This is a genomic window from Microcystis sp. (assembly GCF_048564745.1).
Classification (GTDB): Bacteria; Cyanobacteriota; Cyanobacteriia; order Cyanobacteriales; family Microcystaceae; genus Microcystis; species Microcystis ichthyoblabe_A.
Window position 1 is genome coordinate 19,130 of the sequence record NZ_JBLZRT010000030.1, and the last position, 16,209, is coordinate 35,338.

The window sequence follows — 16,209 nt, forward strand, 5'->3', positions numbered from 1 at the left end:
GTGTCGGCACAGCCTCAATAAGCGACGATCGCAATACAGCGACAGCGATCGCACTGAATATTACTCTCAAATGGAATGATCGCAAGAAGTTTTCCTATAACATTACAATAAGCGTGTTATGCCGAATTATTATAGGCGTTCTCATGTTTTGATAATCCCACAGGGTCGCCGATACAAAATTAAGTTATACTTCATCTTTATGAGAAACGATGCCAGACTGGGAGCAAATTTGGGGGGGATTTACTACCATATTTAACTTCATTTGTCAAGAAATTCGCTCATTTTTAGGTGCGGCATCGCACTTAAACCCACAGCTGCAATTAATGTGCATGGTGCGTTCCCCAAAATCGATCGCTGGATCAGTAGGAACCACATTAGGGAACGCACCCTAGGGAGATAGCGTACTGCTACGCAGTGCCTTCGCCATCGCACTATAGATTTAGCGGTTCCATTGAATGCTTTAGCCGGCGGTCGGGTGCAGTGATTTATTAGACGCTCGCTTAATTGGCAACCTAACTAATCTATCTTTATGAGCCAGTTGCTTCTGCTTTAAGTCATTAAAAATAGCTCTTAAGTCATATTGAAACGATTGAGCGTATTCTTCTCTATACTTGTGAATTTCATCGAGAATTTCATTTTTATACATGACTAAACCTCTAGGTTATATCCAATAAGCTCATAAGGAGTGCAAATAACTGGCAATATATATCCGAGATCAGAACTAATCTGAGCCAGCTTACGCTGAATTTGGGCATTTGCCATGTGCTTGCAGTTCCATGTTAGCAAATAATCTAAGTTATAGACGGTTGCTAATGCCATATGTAAAGCGTCGTTAGATGCCTTTAGGGGCAGATTGCTTTGAGTCAGAAACGCTTGCGAAAGTTCAAACGCATCTTCTGTAAGTTCGAGAAGCATTAGGGATTGTAACAAGTTTAACCGTTGAGCGGCGATTATCGGATCTCCCTTAGCTGCCTCATCTTCAACGATCTCTGATGCGTAAAGCGTAAATGAGCTACTATGTTCGTTCCACCAATCTTGGGTGATCTTGATATTAGCAGCAACGATCAGATTGTCAGTGGGTCTGGCGGTTAAATGCCCAAAAATACTTGTTTCAATATAGACGCTTCCATTAACGGCAACCTAGAATATCTTTTCGCTCTCTATCCTACCTTATTTAATCTTGGTTTTGAGGGTGTTGGGTAACAGCCGCCAACCCAACCGACAGGATCAGCGTACTGCCACGTAGTGCCTTTGGCATCGCACTTAGACTCACAGCTGCAATCAATCTGCATGGTGTGTTCCCCAAAATCTATTGGTGGAGCAGTAGGAGCCACATTAGGGAACGCACCCTACAAGATCGGCGATCGCACTGAATTTATTTTTCCCGAATTGGATTTTCCGGAAATGGATATATACCCTCCAGACAAATTATATATCGTGATTCTCCGTCGCCATCAACATCCTTGACAGTAGGCAATTTAGGCAACGCAAAACTCTTGGATCCATCACCTCCGTATTTGGTCCTAAGTATGGAGTACAGCGCCTGATAGCCAGATATCGGTAGCTTAGATCCGTCACAAAATGCCCAGCCTGCTGGCGCAAAATCCCCTGCAAAAAGCAGAATCTGTCCGATCAAAAAATCCATGTTTTCTTCTTTCTCCAAACAGTGTTGACTTTTTTAGGTTGTGATCGTCTTTCTTATTTCAACTCGACCTCATCCCTTGAGCCAACTACATATTATACAGAAACTTTCCGTATCTCACGCCAAATACACATTTTTTAATAAATCTTTCCGTATATTCCTCTCCTATAGAGCGATCGCAAGAACTCTTCCTATAAAATTACAAGTAACCGTATTATACCGAATTATTATAGGTGTTCTCAGATGTTTTGAAAATCCCACAGGGTCGCCGATACAAAATTAAGTTATACTTCATCTTTATGAGAAAAGCTGCCATACCGGAATCTAATTTTGGGGAGATTGAGTACCATATTTAACTTCATTTGTCAAGAAATTCGCTCATTTTTAGGTGCGATCGCTTTTTACACGATTATTCCGGTTCCGATTGCCTGGCCGGATTTTGGTAGAATTGCCCGATGGATTCCCTTAGTGGGCTTATTTTTGGGTTTAATTTTGGTTTTGCTCGATATAACTCTAGCTGGTCTGGGAATGCCACCCCTGACTCGTGCGGTTGTCCTTGTGGGGGTTTGGGTTTATCTAACGGGAGGACTACACCTTGATGGAGTTAGTGACACGGCCGATGGTTTAGCTGTCACCGACCCCCAGCGTCGTTTATTGGTCATGGCCGATAGTGTTACCGGGGCCTTTGGAGTCATGGCCGTGACCATGGTTTTGCTGCTAAAAATCGCCGCTTTGACTGATTTAAGCGATAATCGAGCCTTAGCTCTAATTTTAGCACCAATTTGGGGACGTTGGGGGCAAGTAATGGCGATCGCTCTTTATCCCTACCTCAAACCCACCGGTAAGGGAGCCTTTCATAAAGTGGCTTTTTGTCTGCCCTGGGACTGTGGGGGAGTAATTTGGGGGTTAATCGCCCTATTTGGTGGTCTAAGCTGGGGAAGAATCGCCATTAGTGCCGGAATCGCCCTCGCTCTGCTTACTGGTTACTGGTTATATCGTCGTCTTCGCGGTCACACCGGCGATACCTACGGTGCGGTGGTGGAGTGGACAGAGGCTCTATTCTTGGTTTTTTTGACAATAATTAGCTAATTTTTGCCCTCCACGGCCCGTAAACGGGTTAATTTCAGGGTAAATTTTCCCCCACCGGTTTCTCCGAAAGCTCTCACCCGAATAATATATTTACCCGACTCGGTAATGCGCGCAAAGAGGAGAGCATTAGTGCCACCATCGGGACCATCATCATTTTCTGCTACAGTGGAACCATCGTCGGCCAGGAGAATTAAAACTCCATCAAAGTTTTCCGATTTCAGATCGATGGCCACCTGATCGTCCTTTTCCAAATCTACGGTATAATCTCTGGCAAACCCCCCCTCACCCGTGGGAATATCTTTGTCGGTGAGAGTATCGTTAATTTCTTTATTGAGGATGAGGGGGACGGGACTATAGATTTTTTCTGCTCGCACCGGTAAAGATTGACCGCTTAACCAGAATAAAGTGAGCAAGACGCATAAACTAGAATAGCGACCAGTCAAAGGAAATCTTGTCATAGGGGCAGGTATTCGTTTTCTCAATCTCCCTATTCTACAAAAAACTGATAACTATCAGCAGTTCGACAAAATTAAATTCACACCCCAGAAAGGGGGAACACCAGAACTGCGGAACTGCGGAAGGGAAAAATATGTGTAATTAATTTTGTTAACTATGAAGATATATTCCTTGCTGGCAAAACAAGTAAAAAATCCCCCTTGTAGCAAGAGGGAAGATAAAAACCGTTTAAGGTAATTGCTGTGATCATTAATTGACAATATTTAAAAGAGATTGATTGAAAAATGAACTAGAAGTTAAAAACTTAAAGAGGGTCTTTCCGTGGGCAAAGAAGCTAGAGATTGCATGATATGATAGGCTTGACCGCGATAGGTAACGGCTACCTGTTTCTCAATGGTTTGAACGACATCACGGTTTTTTAAATAGGGAACACCACGATAGCCTAAAATCATCGGACTGGAAGCAACGGTGGCAGTGGGATTTTTGTCGTAAGGAATGCCGCGATAGGTTAATTTCATAGCTGTCCCTGGAGATAATTAGTGAGTTAGTTTTATCTCCATCGGTAGCGAAATTAATTCCAGAAAATCTCAACTTTTTTCTGGGTAACTATCCTACCAAGAAGACCCCCGATAGCGCATTTCTCGACGCAAGGCATAACGACGGGCAAAATTGGGAACATCGCCCCGATGACCTAATAAAATCACCGTATCGCCTTGCTGTAGAATGGTGGAATTGTCGGGATGGGCGATGACACGACCATCAAATTGACGGACAGCGACGATAATAAAAGCACCCTGTCCCCGCACTTCCATCTGACTGATGGGTTGTCCCAAAAAAGGCGAGTCGCTTAAAATCGAGTATTCTTCAAATTGCAGGTCGATATCGGCTAATAATTCGTTAAGATTGCGCCTACCTTCATCTTCCTGTAAAAAATCGATTGCGGCCGGATGGGTGATTAAATGAGCCATTCTCTCCGCTCCAATGGTAGCAGGTAAAACCACTTGATCGGCTCCGGCTAGTTTTAATTTTTTCTCGGTGCTGGGATATTCTCCCCTGGCGATGATGTATAGTTGCGGACTGAGTTCTCTTGCGGTTAAAGTGATGAAGACATTTAAGGCATCATCGGGCAACACCGTCGCTAAAACTCGCGCTTTGTCGATGCCGGCTTTTTGGAGAATACTTTCATCGGTGGCGTTACCATTAAGAGTTATGTAACCTTTTTCCTGAGCTAATCGAATGCGATCGGGGTTATTATCGACGATAATAAAAGATTGGGCGGTTTTTGCCAATTTAGTCGTTAGAATGCGTCCTATGCGCCCAAAACCGCAGATTATGACGTGATTTTCTAAGCATTCCATCTCTTTATTCATCCGGCGATCGCTAAAGGCTTTGTTAATTTCTCCCTCGGTGAGCATCTGAAAAAACCCTCCCACCACATAAACGGCCGAGGTGGTCCCACAGACGATAACTAACATGGTAAAAGCTCTCAGACTGGGAGTGTTAATCGGTTTAACTTCCCCGAAACCTACCCCAAATATGGTGATAATCACCATATAAACGGCATCGAGAAAACTCCAACCGTAGGCCATATAACCGATAGTTGCCCCGACTACCGTAGCGAGAAAAAAACTCGCCCCGATGATGATCCTTTTCAGTGAACTTTGCATCGATTTCCGTGACCTGACAATCTAGCTATCAGCTTACAACTGTTTACTAATTACTGTTGAGACTTGACATTGGGGACAAAAATGAGCCGAGCGCCCACTTAATTTAATTCTGGCAATAGTTGCACCGCAAAGACGACAATTTTCGCCAGTACGACCGTAAACCCAGGCCATCGAGCCATAATTGCCATTAACTCCCGTAACGTGGAGAAAATCGCTAAAACTGGTGCCGCCTTCAGCGATTGCAGTTTCTAATACAGAAATAATGTTTTTTGTCAATAAGTCTATTTGCTCAATTTTCAAAAGATTAGCGGCAGTTTGGGGATGGATACCACTTTTAAAAAGAACTTCATCCGCGTAGATATTACCAATTCCTGCCACCACATTTTGATCGAGGAGAAAAGTTTTAATCGGACGACGACTTTTTTGACAGTGACTATAGAGGTAATCGGGGGTAAAATTGCGATCAAAGGGTTCCAATCCCAGTTTTTTGAGAGCAGTAATCACGCTTTCTGGGGTTTTATCGGCGGCAATCCACCAAATTTTCCCGAAAGTGCGGGTATCGACAAAGCGCAATTCTTGCTGATTAGCAAAAAAGAAGCGTAAGCGCGTATGAATCGGCAGGGGAGTGGTATCTTTTACCCAGAGCAATTGTCCGGTCATACGCAGATGAACCCCGATACTGCTACCATTATCTAAATTGGCGAGGAGATATTTGCCTCGGCGCTGCCAATTGGTAATCGTGGTCTGAGCAATTCCTTGCAGAAAAGTTGCCTCACAATTAGGATAGGCTAGGGTACGCTTTAATAATACTTCCCCACCGATAATTTTTTTGCCCTGGGTGAATTGATTTAACCCGCGACGCACCGTTTCTACTTCTGGCAATTCTGGCATATAAGTAATTGAACAAAATTAAGTTCTTGGTTAGGGTAGGCAAAAGGCAAAAGATAGATAAACAGAACTTTTTATCGGGAAACGACACCAGATTAACGTCAATTCTACTTTAACTTTAACATTTCAATGGTATCAATTATTTCCCGTTCAAAACCGACTTGAGCGCGATTAGTTTTACCACCAATATAAAAGCGATCGCCCGATTGTAAAGCCCAAATTTGGGAATGGGAAAAGTAACTCATTACCACTCCCATCATCAATAAAGCAAAACCTAAATAGACAATCGGTACTCCCGGATCTGCCTTAATTTGTAAACCTGTACTGCCCACTAATTCGACTATTTTTAGATTAACTCCATTGATAGGAATCGTCATTCCTTCTCGTACCGCAGAGGTTAAATCTCCCTTAGCATCATAGACAATTACCGTACCTTGTAGATCTCTGGTTAAAAGAGAAACTCCCTCACTAAGATCGGTTTTAGTCGGAATCCAAGTTCCCCAGATTGGTCCATTACCTTTGGTGTCTAAACTAGCCATCGGTAGCTGTAGGATCGGACTATTATTCACCTGTACTTTTACCCCGGCAATCCCCCAACTGGTTTGATAAAAAGTCACCCCTTTATGGTGCAAAGGTTGGTTAACTTGAATAGTTTTGCGATCAATCTCCTCTCCTTGATTATCGATCACCGACAAATCAGAATAGAATTGTTCTACGTCACCTTTAGGACTATAATCAATCCAAAAACGATTAACTTTAATCCCCCAATCCTTAGGGAGAGAATTTTTAGATAAGGGTCCAGCTTCAATAATATTTTTAACCTGAAAACTATCGCCACTAGCTACCATTTCTTGAGCGAAAAACCCCGTTAACGCTCCCCAGATCGACCCTGCTAAAATAATTAACATGGCTGCATGAACGATAATCGGACCGATTTTACCAATCAGACCTTTACGAGCATAAAGACTGTTATTTTCTAGAAAAACTTTGTAGCCTTTTTTTTCTAATAGAGGTGTGAGAGATTCTAGGGAACCGGTTTCTAATTCGGCACTTAAAGCTAGTTTTTGAAATTGGCGAGATTGTTGATAAAATTGCCATTTTCTGGCCGCTTTTAAAGCGGGTAATTGTCGTCGGAAGGTACAAGCGGTTAAACTGGAACCAAAGAGAATTAATAATGATAGATACCACCAAGTGCTATAAACATGATTTAATCCCAATAGTAATAAAACTTTCCAAGTCAGAAAGCCAAATAAAGCGGGTTTCTCAGGATAATTAGCTTGGTAAAAAGATAGAGATTGACCCTGTTCGATTACCGTCCCAGAAATGCTAAAAATAGCGATTAAAAGTAAGAGGATAATTGCTAATCGCAGATCGGCAATAGTCTGGATAAATTTACGTCCCCATTGAGGCGGTCTATTCTTTAAATTTGAGGAAGTTTCCGATATAGTCATAGTTAAAAGTTTTGCAATTCTAGCCAATTATCTATCATAACTCTCCACCATCACAGCAGACGGGATAATAAAGAAAAAACTCCAAAACCGATTAATAAAACCCCACTGACAGGATTAATCCACCCGGACCATTGACGCAGAGAAAGAAAGCTTTTCAGCGAGGCAGTAAAAGAACCGACGATAATTAGGGGTAAAACATAGCCGGCAGTGTAGGATAACAATAATCCCCCTCCTAAGCTTAAATCTCCCGTATTTGCCACCCATGCCAATAAAGTTGCCAGAACTGGCGTACTACACGGAGAGGCGATTAAACCAAATGTTAAACCAAGAAGATAAGACCGCAAAATCGGGGGAAAATCGCTGGTAATCCAATCGGTAGCGCCAAGGGAGGGGAAGCGCAGGGGTAATAATTCCAAGAGGTTTAACCCCATCAAAATAGCGATCGCACTGACGATAATTGGTAAACCGATCCCCACCTGTCCATAGACTTTTCCTAAAGTAGCGGCAATTAGTCCCAATCCCGCTAAGGTGGTGGCTAATCCCAGGGAAAACCATGTGGACTGCCAAAAAGCCGCTAAACGACCTTGATTTTCGTAACCCCCGATATAAGCGACGGTAATCGGCAACATCGACAGCATACAGGGGGTAAGACTGGTGAGTAAACCGGCTAGAAAAATCACGGCAATACTGACAAAACTAAGGTGAGTTAGTTGGGAAGTCACTAAGCGATCGGCGTATTGTTCAAGGTGATAGAGTTGAGTCTGTAATTGGTCTAACATATCGGGGAATTTTTCAGGCTAAATTTGGCTCATTTCTAGGATATTACCATCGGGATCGCTGACAAATAATGCCTTTCTACCCGAGGCACTCATTTGAATTGTATAACCTTGACTTTCTAGATAGTTACCCATGGCTGTCACATCATCAATAGCGAAGGCAATATGAGGATTGCGTCCCCATTTTTGGGGATTGGGACGGTAGTTTTGATAATTGGTATCGACAATTAAATGAATTTGATAATCTCCCACTTGATACCAAACCCCATCGTATTGAAAAGGGCGATCGATTCTAGTCAATCCTAGAACATTTTCGTAAAAGTTAACAGCTTTTTCTAGCTCCGTGACTAAAATCGCCGTGTGTAAGGATTTTGTGATGTTCATAGTTAATATCTGACTCGCGGATCGAGCCAACTATAGGTTAAATCGGCAATTAAGTTAAAGATAACAATTAAAATCCCATAGATAAAGGTAATCGCCATCACTACGGGGGTATCACTGCGGGAAATAGAATCAATTAATAAAGCACCGATACCCGGCACACGAAACACTTGTTCTGTGACTAAAGCACCGGTAAAAATTGAGGGAATATCAAGAGCAATCAGGGTGACAACGGGGATTAAAGCATTGCGAACTATGTGCTTAGTGAGGACAGAAAAATTAGTTAGTCCCTTGGCTAAGGCAGTTTTAACGTACTCTTGGTGAATTTCTTCAGTTACGGAAGAACGCACAAAACGCATCAACATCGCCCCTTGATATAAGCTTAATACAGTTACGGGCATAATTGACTGTTTAACCTGCTCGATCAAACTATTAAAATCACTGATTTCTAGGGTACTGTTATAAAAAGATGGTAGCCAGTTTAACTGCACACTAAAGATAATAATTAATAATAATCCCGTCACAAAGGTGGGTAAAGAAAAGCCAAGCATCGAAAAAGTAGAGATGATTTTGTCTAACCAAGAATAGCGCTTGACTGCTGAAATTACGCCTAAAGGAAAAGCAATTAAAACCCCGAACATATAGGCAATACCGACAATCCAGAGAGTTGTGGGTAAACGCTGCCAAATGAGGGTAAAAACTGGGCTGCGACTGGTGAAAGAATAGCCCATATCTCCTTGAAGAAATGCTAACAACCACTTGACATAACGCACGGGAAGCGGTTGATCTAATCCGAGACTTTTGCGAATATTTTCTCGCACCGCTTCGGTGATAGCGGGATTAGCTGCAAATTCCCCCATCGGATCCCCCGGTGCTAGGGCCAAAATGCCAAAAACCACCATACTAATGGCTAAAAGAGTGGGAATCGAAAATAATAATCTTCTCAGAAAATATTTGAGCATTTATTTACTACGCTTCCAGTCCTTGATGTTCCAAGTATTTCTATCCCAGGGAGTTAATTTAAACCCCGACAAACTATTGCTAATTGCCACCACATCGGCACGATGAACTAGGGGAATAATCACAAAATCATTAATTAACATATCATTCATTTTAATCGCTATTTCTCTCCGTTTTTCTGGGTTTAATTCTTGACTAAAAGCTTGCCATAATTTATCGTATTCAGGATTACAATAACGAGCATAATTATCCCCGGCCCAACCATCAGCTTTTTGGGGAATTTCGCTACAGGTAAAGGTTTTAAAATAGGCTTTTGGATCGGGACTATTATTACCAGTAGTGTACATTTGTAGGTCAGCATAAAACTTTTCTACCGTGTCATCGTTAGCAGGATCGCTAGAAAAGAAAATACTGGCATCAACAGTTTTTAATTCTACTCCTACCCCGATCGCTTGTAAACTTTGTTTGATAATTTCTTGGGTTTTCTGACGGAGAGGATTGACAGTGGTTTGAAAAACTAATTTCATTTCTACCCCATTTTTATCCCTAGTGCCATCACCATTACTATCTTTCCATCCCGCATCATCTAGTAATTTATTAGCCTTTTCTAGATTAAATTCATAGCTAGTATTGGGCGAATTATATTCCGATGGCATCACAATAAAATTAGGAGTTGTTTTCCCAGTAATACCATAAAGCTGCGTGGCAATAGTATCTCTATCAACGGCTAAAGATAAAGCTTCTCTTACTTTTACATCACTCAAAAAAGGATGGGGAAACTTAATACTAGACCTCTCACCTTCAGGAGTAGCTTGATTAGGATCGCTCAAATTAAATAAAACTCGTTCAATCAAAGAACCGAAACTAGATATTAACTGACCCCGACCCACTTTTTCTAAATCACTTAAAACCTTAGCCTCTACTTGCAAATTATAGGCATAATCCGCCTCCTGTGTCTGTAAAACCGCTCGTGCCGCAGAAGTGGCATCACCTCCTCCTTTTAATTCTATTTTTTGAAAACCCAATTTATCCGCTTCTCGAAAGAAAGAATTTGGTTCATAAACCGCCGTATCTCCCGGTTTAAATTCTACCACTTTATAGGGGCCAGTTCCCACCGGTAATAAATTAGCGGGGGCCTGGCGTGCCGTTTCATTGCTATACTTTTCATAGAGATGTGCTGGTAAAATCATCCCTTCTGTCCCCACAAAAACTAATGACCACGCGGGATTAACTTGCTTAAAAGTTATTTTAACCGTATGGGGATCTATCGCTTCCACAGTTTTAACTATTTCATAATTGCCAGCGCTAGTAGAACCAGTTTTTGAATTGGTGATAAAATTATAGGTAGCGATGACATCTTTGGCAGTAAAAGGAGTACCATCTGACCATTTAATATCTTTTTTTAGCTTCCATGTCACCGATTTACCATCCTGGGCAACTCCCCCATTTTCAATAGTAGGAATTTCTGCCGCTAAAAAAGGAACTAATTCCCCTTTTTCATCGAAACTAGCCAAAGGTTCTAAGGTAATGCGACTCGCTTCTGAGTCTTTAAATCCCGTGGAGAGATGGGGATTTAAAATCGTCGGTGCTTGCCAATATAAAAGTTTTAAAGTTTCTGAATTATTATTGGTCGTTGCTGGGGGATTATTAGCTGTTTGTTGACGACAAGCACTAAAAACCAGCGTACAACTAAGGGATAAAATTAACAGGGGCAAGAAAAGCGATCGCTTAAACATTTTTAATGACAATCAATAATTCAACAGGGTGACTTAGGTGATTCCCTACCCCACCAATAACAAGTTATCAGACATTGAGTCTTGATCTCGATCGATTAATTGATTATTTGCCTTTATCCATTCCTAGTCAAGTTAAATCGTTCGTGCCATAATAGCGGGCCTGTACTAGACAATAAAATTCTAGGCACGGCAACGAAATGGGTTCTTCGGTTTGTGTTATGCAATGTACGGGGGTTATAAGGGACGGAACCCTTATAGAGAAAGACGTTTGGCGATTTTTGTCAATTGTTTTTGATCTAGAGCGAACTAATCAATTAAATCTCTTGCCAGATAAGGATTTAGTTTATTTATGCCACCCTATCGAACCATAACAAGTAACGAAGAGCCAGAAAATCCGTATTTGGGGTGTTGTATGGAAAAAATCCGTCTAGTATATAATTGGTGTGGTAGCCATCGCCGTGGGGTGCGTTCCCTAATGTGGCTCCTACTGCTCCACTAGCAGTAGGCTAATCTGGCTAACACGCTTTTGGGCGCGATATACGGAAAAGTTCTGGCGATCGCTTTGAGTTAGTAAGGATTAAGTGCAGAAACTATCAGACCCACAATCCTTAGCAGATGAGATTCGCTTGAGAAAGTCGAGTTTCATTGTTATTGATGGCTACTCTGGCACAGGTAAGTCTACTATTGCATCATTAGTTTCTAAATTGCTTGATACATCTGTAGTATCTTTAGACAGCTATCTAATTCCAAATCAGGGAACATATCTACCTAGCATTAGATACGAGCTTCTAAAGCAAGCTTTACAGAATCGACCTCTTATTGTAGAAGGAATTTGTGCGCTAGAAATACTATCTCAGTTGAATGAAAGTTATGATTTATTAGTTTACATTACTGCTTCAGTTAAATTGACTAATCAAAACGATAAAATTGCAAGAGAAATTGATGAATATCATGAGCGATGGCATCCTAAGCAACGTGCTGATATTTGTTTCGACAATAACAAACCACTAGATTTATTGAGGGAAGCAATGCCTACCGATAGAACAGCTATTGATATAGCCTACATTAATGCTAAGACGCGATTTGCCATTGTCCTTGCTTGCGGAGGCATATTAAGTCTTATCGTTGGTCTCATTGTTCTCCTCAATGGTGTCAAAGGTCAAGATGAGACTGTAGTGAAAATAGGTGATTTTAACCTTTCCGCTAAAGGCTTAGGGGCTGTTATTATGGGGACATCAAGTGTTTGGGCATTCTTCTCATATCAGTCAAGACCAAAGTACTCTCACTCAAGGGAACTCACTGAAGAGTTTGATCCAGATTCTAATCGCACATATCGACGCGAAGTTGAATCCTCAACGATGGCAGGTGCAGATGACCGCAGTAATGCAGATGACCGCAGTAATTCTGTCTAACAAGCGGCTGCACTCGGAACGGATCGTTACTCTATTGGTTATAATGCAAAAAATCATCGCCGTCCGGTGAGCCGCCAGCCGTTAGCCGTAGGGTGCGTTCCCTAATGTGGCTCCTACCGCTCCACTAGCAGTAGGCTAATCTGGCTAACACGCTTTTGGGCGTGATATACGGAAAGTTTCCGTTTAGCTAAATCCCCGGCAATCCCTGTACTGTTCTCTCCTATCAACCAGCAATTTAAAATCGTGATAGCTTAGGAACTAAACGCGATTAACGTTACGCTCACAATAAAGAAAACTGTATAGAGGAGTTCCTATGACAACTCGTGATACTGCGATCGCCAAATTGCACCAACTCTCCGAGCCACTCTTGCAAGAGGTGAGTGACTTCATTGATTGTATTATCCACAAACATCAAGCTAAACCTGATACCAGCCAAACTGCTGAAAAAATTGTCGAGAGATGGTCACAATGGTTTGAGACGGTGGATCATTTAGACGTAACGCCACTTCAACCAGTCAGCAACTATCAGCAACTCCTGCTCAAAAAATATCGGCAACAAGGACTAGAACTATGATCCTGTGCGATGCCGGAGTCCTACTTTGTCTTGTAGATCGAACTCAGTCTCAGCATAACGCCTATAAAAACGCAGTCCTCCGATTAGAAACGCCCCTTTTAACAACTTGGTCATGCCTGACCGAAGCCATGTACCTTGCGCTGCATCGGGGTGGTTGGCAAATGCAAAAACAACTGGGACAGCTTCTTTTAGACAAACTGCTGGTGGTTTACGATATTCAGGAAAGTGATTACAGTCGTTTGTTGGCATTGATGGAGCAATACCGTGATCGCCCCATGGACTTGGCGGATGCAACCCTGGTCTTGGTAGCTGAAAAGACAGGATATCGGCAAATTCTCACAATCGATTCAGATTTCCTGTTTTATCGGATTACAAACAAAGAAAGCTTTGATATCATTCAAGTGTAATGATCGAAGACCTGCTTCCAACGGCGTATAACTCCACCGTTAGACTGCTCCCACTGTCAGTATGATCGCAATCTTGTAGGGTGCGTTCCCTAATGTGGCTCCTACCGCTCCACTAGCAGTAGGCTAATCTGGATAACACGCTTTTGGGCGTGATATACGGAAAAGTTACAGCAAAAAAGGAGGTTTATTATGGCTGAATGACTAGCAGTTGATGTTTCGAGAACTTACGAATCTGGTATGCTTGGCAAGCGAGGAGACGATAAATTTCCTTGCACCGGAGCAAGAATAACACGGGTGGAATTCCACAAAGAGGTTTCCAAACACCGTATTACTCCCTTTGATGATGGCATAGGACGGGGTGACGCTCACACAAATGATACTGAACTGCCAGATGTTGGAGTTCACTACTGGCTAGATGCAGGAACGAGGCTGAAATACATTTTGAAGGTCTGGGTTGAGGATTAAGGATTTTGTGAATCAGTCGTTAGGGGGCGTTGGTTCCCCTTGCTTTTTTTGTGCGCTACTATGGAATTAAATGATTAAAAGCTAAGACTGCTATGGCACTGGCATCGAATGGACAAACAGCTATAATCCGCACAGAGCGAGGGCTTACAATTGCGGATACTCGTATTACTCTGTATGACGTAATGGATTATCTCAAAGCTCAGTATCCACCCAAGTTTATTCGTGATGCCTTCAATCTTACAGATGCTCAGATTCATGCTGCCCTTTCCTACATTGAAACACATCGAACAGAAGTGGAAGCAGAGTATCAGGAGATTTTAAAGACTGCCGCAGAAACTAAACAATTTTGGGAAGAGAGGAATCGCGAACGTTTTGCTCGGATCGCTGCTACTCCTCCTCGTCCAGGCTATGAAGCGGTTAGAGCTAAACTTCAGGAACGGAGAGCAAAGCGGGAAGCGAAGAAGCAATGATTGTTCTGGCTGATTACAACTTGAATCGGCAGGCAATTCTGATCTCTGGAAGTCTTGTTGTTAGCGGGTTATTAGATCTCGCTCTAATTCGGTTGAGGACATTTGAAGACGTTGGCTTACCCGCAGACAGCAATGATCGAGTAGTTTGGAGATTTGCCCAAACCAACGGGATGCTCTTACTTACAGCAAACCGGAATGCGAAGGGTGAAGACTCGTTGGAACAAGTAATGCGTGAAGAAAATCAACCGACTTCATTTCCGATCATTACGATTGGCGATCCGGATAGGGTCAATGAATCTGACTATCGAGAACGCTGCGTTGAAAGGCTTGTAGAAATTGTGATCGATATCCAAGACTATATGGGGGCTGGTCGGTTGTTTATTCCATAAGGTGATTGGCGCATCATATCTGTTGGTGACACGGCATAACAACCCCAATGCACTCCGACCGACGAAAGCTAATCAGTGTGATCGCCGATCTTGTAGGGTGCGTTCCCTAATGTGGCTCCTACCGCTCCACTAGCAGTAGGCTAATCTGGCTAACACGCTTTTGGGCGTGATATACGGAAAGTTTCCGTATAATCAATAGTCCAGTAGTCGTAACGCACCACCCACGAGATATATTAAAAATAGTAGGCGTTATTTTTTTATCGTTGGGTTGTAACCAGTAACGTTATGGGTTACACTTAATGGATGATAGTCAGTTTCAAGCATCGAGGACTAGAGCAGTTCTTTGAGTCGGGAACCACCCGAGGCATTCAGGCAAATCATGCCCAACGAATTCGGCTGATTCTGGCTCGTCTCAGTGCTGCAACTTCACCGCAAGACATGAACTTACCCGGGTTGGTACTTCATCAACTGGCAGGGCAACGTAAAGGAACCTGGACGGTGAGAGTATCTGGAAACTGGCGGATCACTTTCACCTTTGACGGTGTTGATGCTTGTGATGTCGATCTTGAGGACTACCACTGATGAAAATGCATAATCCACCACATCCTGGTGAAGTTCTTAAAGAACTTTGTCTCGAACCTTTGAATCTGACTGTGACTGAGGCTGCTGAAGCATTGGGTGTAAGTCGAAAAACCCTATCTGCCATCTTAAATGGTAGGGCAGGTATTAGCCCCGAAATGGCAATTCGCTTAGGGAAAGCTTTCGATACATCTCCTGAAAGTTGGCTCAATCAGCAAATGCAATACGATCTATGGCAAGCAGAGCAGACAATTGGCAATATCAAAGTCAAACGGCTATCAGTTGTCTAACCAGGGTTTGCAGCCGACGGACTCAACACCCCAGTGCGATGCCGAAGGCACTGCATAGCAGATCGCCGATCGCGTAGGGTGCGTTCCCTAATGTGGCTCCTACCGCTCCACTAGCAGTAGGCTAATCTGGCTAACACGCTTTTGGGCGTGATATTCTGTGTTTGTATTCCAACACTTCGTTAATCGATAGCTATATAGAACCCAGCCAATGAGTATGAGTGAATCCAACGAGTTTGACATCACAACGCCAGAAAAACGGCATAAAGCGCTTACCTTCTTGTCGCAGAATAGTTAGCTTGCAATGGTGCCTTTGGCGCTTCCAGTAGCACTTGTTTTGGACGGTATTTCCCTTCTTACATCAGGTGCTAACGAAAAAGAGATTGCAGAACAAAGAAAAGTAGCGATCGACATTATTCGAGCAGGAAAAGAAAATGGTGTTGATGAAATAGAGATTACAATGTCTCGGAAAGCTGGTGTTGGTCTATCTTCAGACGTTGATGGTGTCCCAATTGAGTTTATTGTCGGTGCTTCAGGTACAATGAAGCTAAAGGTAAAATACAAGTAGTGGGTGATGGCG

General features: G+C 42.7%; 21 protein-coding genes and 1 pseudogene. 10 read left to right on the forward strand and 12 right to left on the reverse strand.

Going from position 1 to position 16,209, the window contains the following annotated elements; translation table 11 throughout:
* Positions 1-460 precede the first annotated feature (460 nt).
* Both ACOCD9_RS04790 and ACOCD9_RS04795 read right to left on the reverse strand, forming a co-directional pair.
* Positions 461-646, reverse strand: a complete 186-nt coding sequence (locus ACOCD9_RS04790) for a hypothetical protein (RefSeq protein ID WP_002757942.1) — start codon at positions 644-646, stop codon at positions 461-463.
* A gap of 2 nt (positions 647-648) precedes the next feature.
* A complete protein-coding gene (locus ACOCD9_RS04795) occupies positions 649-1,116 on the reverse strand; it encodes a type II toxin-antitoxin system VapC family toxin (RefSeq protein ID WP_149988197.1) in 468 nt (155 codons plus the stop codon).
* A gap of 168 nt (positions 1,117-1,284) precedes the next feature.
* Here ACOCD9_RS04795 and ACOCD9_RS04800 point away from each other — a divergent pair, with 168 nt between their 5' ends.
* On the forward strand, positions 1,285-1,467 hold the full coding sequence (locus ACOCD9_RS04800) for a hypothetical protein (RefSeq protein WP_353737337.1): 183 nt from the start codon (positions 1,285-1,287) through the stop codon (positions 1,465-1,467).
* Between the two features lie 19 nt (positions 1,468-1,486).
* On the opposite strand, the pseudogene ACOCD9_RS04805 reads toward ACOCD9_RS04800, so the two are convergent.
* Positions 1,487-1,645: pseudogene (locus tag ACOCD9_RS04805) on the reverse strand (phage tail protein); the annotation flags it as partial.
* 327 nt (positions 1,646-1,972) lie between these two features.
* On the opposite strand from ACOCD9_RS04805, the gene cobS reads away from it, so the two are divergent.
* A complete protein-coding gene (gene cobS, locus ACOCD9_RS04810) occupies positions 1,973-2,731 on the forward strand; it encodes an adenosylcobinamide-GDP ribazoletransferase (RefSeq protein WP_419546577.1) in 759 nt (252 codons plus the stop codon).
* Here the strand turns inward: cobS and ACOCD9_RS04815 are convergent.
* From ACOCD9_RS04815 to ACOCD9_RS04855, 9 genes are all read right to left on the reverse strand, one after another.
* The gene (locus tag ACOCD9_RS04815) at positions 2,728-3,189 is read right to left on the reverse strand and encodes a PPC domain-containing protein (RefSeq protein ID WP_287699853.1); all 462 of its coding nucleotides are present in this window, start codon (positions 3,187-3,189) and stop codon (positions 2,728-2,730) included. The two genes, cobS and ACOCD9_RS04815, sit on opposite strands and share 4 nt — an antisense overlap.
* A 294-nt stretch (positions 3,190-3,483) precedes the next feature.
* Positions 3,484-3,705, reverse strand: a complete 222-nt coding sequence (locus tag ACOCD9_RS04820) for a DUF4278 domain-containing protein (RefSeq protein WP_287699852.1) — start codon at positions 3,703-3,705, stop codon at positions 3,484-3,486.
* Positions 3,706-3,798: 93 nt separating this feature from the next.
* Entirely contained in the window at positions 3,799-4,854 is a 1,056-nt protein-coding gene (locus ACOCD9_RS04825) for a potassium channel family protein (RefSeq protein ID WP_104396596.1), read from the reverse strand.
* Positions 4,855-4,887: 33 nt separating this feature from the next.
* Positions 4,888-5,745, reverse strand: coding sequence for a DNA-formamidopyrimidine glycosylase (locus ACOCD9_RS04830; protein ID WP_419546580.1), 858 nt, complete (start codon positions 5,743-5,745; stop codon positions 4,888-4,890).
* Between the two features lie 104 nt (positions 5,746-5,849).
* Positions 5,850-7,193, reverse strand: a complete 1,344-nt coding sequence (locus ACOCD9_RS04835) for a cytochrome c biogenesis protein (RefSeq protein ID WP_419546582.1) — start codon at positions 7,191-7,193, stop codon at positions 5,850-5,852.
* Between the two features lie 50 nt (positions 7,194-7,243).
* Positions 7,244-7,972, reverse strand: a complete 729-nt coding sequence (locus tag ACOCD9_RS04840) for a cytochrome c biogenesis protein CcdA (protein ID WP_287699849.1) — start codon at positions 7,970-7,972, stop codon at positions 7,244-7,246.
* A gap of 18 nt (positions 7,973-7,990) precedes the next feature.
* Complete coding sequence (locus ACOCD9_RS04845; protein ID WP_110579853.1) at positions 7,991-8,353, reverse strand: VOC family protein; 363 nt, start codon at positions 8,351-8,353, stop codon at positions 7,991-7,993.
* Positions 8,354-8,355: 2 nt separating this feature from the next.
* Complete coding sequence (locus ACOCD9_RS04850; RefSeq protein WP_419546584.1) at positions 8,356-9,312, reverse strand: ABC transporter permease; 957 nt, start codon at positions 9,310-9,312, stop codon at positions 8,356-8,358.
* The gene (locus ACOCD9_RS04855) at positions 9,313-11,046 is read right to left on the reverse strand and encodes a peptide ABC transporter substrate-binding protein (RefSeq protein WP_419546586.1); all 1,734 of its coding nucleotides are present in this window, start codon (positions 11,044-11,046) and stop codon (positions 9,313-9,315) included.
* A 581-nt stretch (positions 11,047-11,627) separates the two neighbouring features.
* On the opposite strand from ACOCD9_RS04855, the gene ACOCD9_RS04860 reads away from it, so the two are divergent.
* The 8 genes from ACOCD9_RS04860 (at position 11,628) to ACOCD9_RS04895 (ending at position 16,197) form a co-directional block, all read left to right on the forward strand.
* On the forward strand, positions 11,628-12,458 hold the full coding sequence (locus ACOCD9_RS04860) for a hypothetical protein (protein WP_002803245.1): 831 nt from the start codon (positions 11,628-11,630) through the stop codon (positions 12,456-12,458).
* Positions 12,459-12,771: 313 nt separating this feature from the next.
* Positions 12,772-13,032, forward strand: coding sequence for a hypothetical protein (locus tag ACOCD9_RS04865; RefSeq protein ID WP_002803247.1), 261 nt, complete (start codon positions 12,772-12,774; stop codon positions 13,030-13,032).
* On the forward strand, positions 13,029-13,439 hold the full coding sequence (locus ACOCD9_RS04870; RefSeq protein ID WP_002803249.1) for a type II toxin-antitoxin system VapC family toxin: 411 nt from the start codon (positions 13,029-13,031) through the stop codon (positions 13,437-13,439). Before ACOCD9_RS04865 ends, ACOCD9_RS04870 begins: the two co-directional genes overlap by 4 nt.
* Positions 13,440-13,996: 557 nt before the next feature.
* Positions 13,997-14,374 (forward strand): DUF433 domain-containing protein, encoded by a 378-nt coding sequence (locus ACOCD9_RS04875; RefSeq protein WP_287699845.1) that lies wholly within the window; start codon positions 13,997-13,999, stop codon positions 14,372-14,374.
* Positions 14,371-14,763 carry a hypothetical protein gene (locus ACOCD9_RS04880; protein WP_002791850.1) on the forward strand — a complete coding sequence of 131 codons (393 nt, stop codon included), beginning with the start codon at positions 14,371-14,373 and terminating at the stop codon, positions 14,761-14,763. Before ACOCD9_RS04875 ends, ACOCD9_RS04880 begins: the two co-directional genes overlap by 4 nt.
* A gap of 303 nt (positions 14,764-15,066) precedes the next feature.
* Positions 15,067-15,345 carry a type II toxin-antitoxin system RelE/ParE family toxin gene (locus ACOCD9_RS04885; RefSeq protein WP_002791849.1) on the forward strand — a complete coding sequence of 93 codons (279 nt, stop codon included), beginning with the start codon at positions 15,067-15,069 and terminating at the stop codon, positions 15,343-15,345.
* Positions 15,346-15,350: 5 nt separating this feature from the next.
* Positions 15,351-15,632 carry a HigA family addiction module antitoxin gene (locus tag ACOCD9_RS04890; RefSeq protein ID WP_238141989.1) on the forward strand — a complete coding sequence of 94 codons (282 nt, stop codon included), beginning with the start codon at positions 15,351-15,353 and terminating at the stop codon, positions 15,630-15,632.
* 301 nt (positions 15,633-15,933) lie between these two features.
* The gene (locus ACOCD9_RS04895; protein WP_419546587.1) at positions 15,934-16,197 is read left to right on the forward strand and encodes a hypothetical protein; all 264 of its coding nucleotides are present in this window, start codon (positions 15,934-15,936) and stop codon (positions 16,195-16,197) included.
* Positions 16,198-16,209 lie beyond the last annotated feature (12 nt).

What these genes read in the sequence shown, in the direction of transcription:
- ACOCD9_RS04790 (WP_002757942.1), bottom strand. Translation starts at nt 646, where the DNA reads ATGTATAAAAATGAAATTCTCGATGAAATTCACAAGTATAGAGAAGAA.
- ACOCD9_RS04815 (WP_287699853.1), bottom strand. Translation starts at nt 3,189, where the DNA reads ATGACAAGATTTCCTTTGACTGGTCGCTATTCTAGTTTATGCGTCTTG.
- ACOCD9_RS04820 (WP_287699852.1), bottom strand. Translation starts at nt 3,705, where the DNA reads ATGAAATTAACCTATCGCGGCATTCCTTACGACAAAAATCCCACTGCC.
- ACOCD9_RS04825 (WP_104396596.1), bottom strand. Translation starts at nt 4,854, where the DNA reads ATGCAAAGTTCACTGAAAAGGATCATCATCGGGGCGAGTTTTTTTCTC.
- ACOCD9_RS04830 (WP_419546580.1), bottom strand. Translation starts at nt 5,745, where the DNA reads ATGCCAGAATTGCCAGAAGTAGAAACGGTGCGTCGCGGGTTAAATCAA.
- ACOCD9_RS04835 (WP_419546582.1), bottom strand. Translation starts at nt 7,193, where the DNA reads ATGACTATATCGGAAACTTCCTCAAATTTAAAGAATAGACCGCCTCAA.
- ACOCD9_RS04840 (WP_287699849.1), bottom strand. Translation starts at nt 7,972, where the DNA reads ATGTTAGACCAATTACAGACTCAACTCTATCACCTTGAACAATACGCC.
- ACOCD9_RS04845 (WP_110579853.1), bottom strand. Translation starts at nt 8,353, where the DNA reads ATGAACATCACAAAATCCTTACACACGGCGATTTTAGTCACGGAGCTA.
- ACOCD9_RS04850 (WP_419546584.1), bottom strand. Translation starts at nt 9,312, where the DNA reads ATGCTCAAATATTTTCTGAGAAGATTATTATTTTCGATTCCCACTCTT.
- ACOCD9_RS04855 (WP_419546586.1), bottom strand. Translation starts at nt 11,046, where the DNA reads ATGTTTAAGCGATCGCTTTTCTTGCCCCTGTTAATTTTATCCCTTAGT.
- ACOCD9_RS04865 (WP_002803247.1), top strand. Translation starts at nt 12,772, where the DNA reads ATGACAACTCGTGATACTGCGATCGCCAAATTGCACCAACTCTCCGAG.
- ACOCD9_RS04870 (WP_002803249.1), top strand. Translation starts at nt 13,029, where the DNA reads ATGATCCTGTGCGATGCCGGAGTCCTACTTTGTCTTGTAGATCGAACT.
- ACOCD9_RS04875 (WP_287699845.1), top strand. Translation starts at nt 13,997, where the DNA reads ATGGCACTGGCATCGAATGGACAAACAGCTATAATCCGCACAGAGCGA.
- ACOCD9_RS04880 (WP_002791850.1), top strand. Translation starts at nt 14,371, where the DNA reads ATGATTGTTCTGGCTGATTACAACTTGAATCGGCAGGCAATTCTGATC.
- ACOCD9_RS04885 (WP_002791849.1), top strand. Translation starts at nt 15,067, where the DNA reads ATGATAGTCAGTTTCAAGCATCGAGGACTAGAGCAGTTCTTTGAGTCG.
- ACOCD9_RS04890 (WP_238141989.1), top strand. Translation starts at nt 15,351, where the DNA reads ATGCATAATCCACCACATCCTGGTGAAGTTCTTAAAGAACTTTGTCTC.
- ACOCD9_RS04895 (WP_419546587.1), top strand. Translation starts at nt 15,934, where the DNA reads ATGGTGCCTTTGGCGCTTCCAGTAGCACTTGTTTTGGACGGTATTTCC.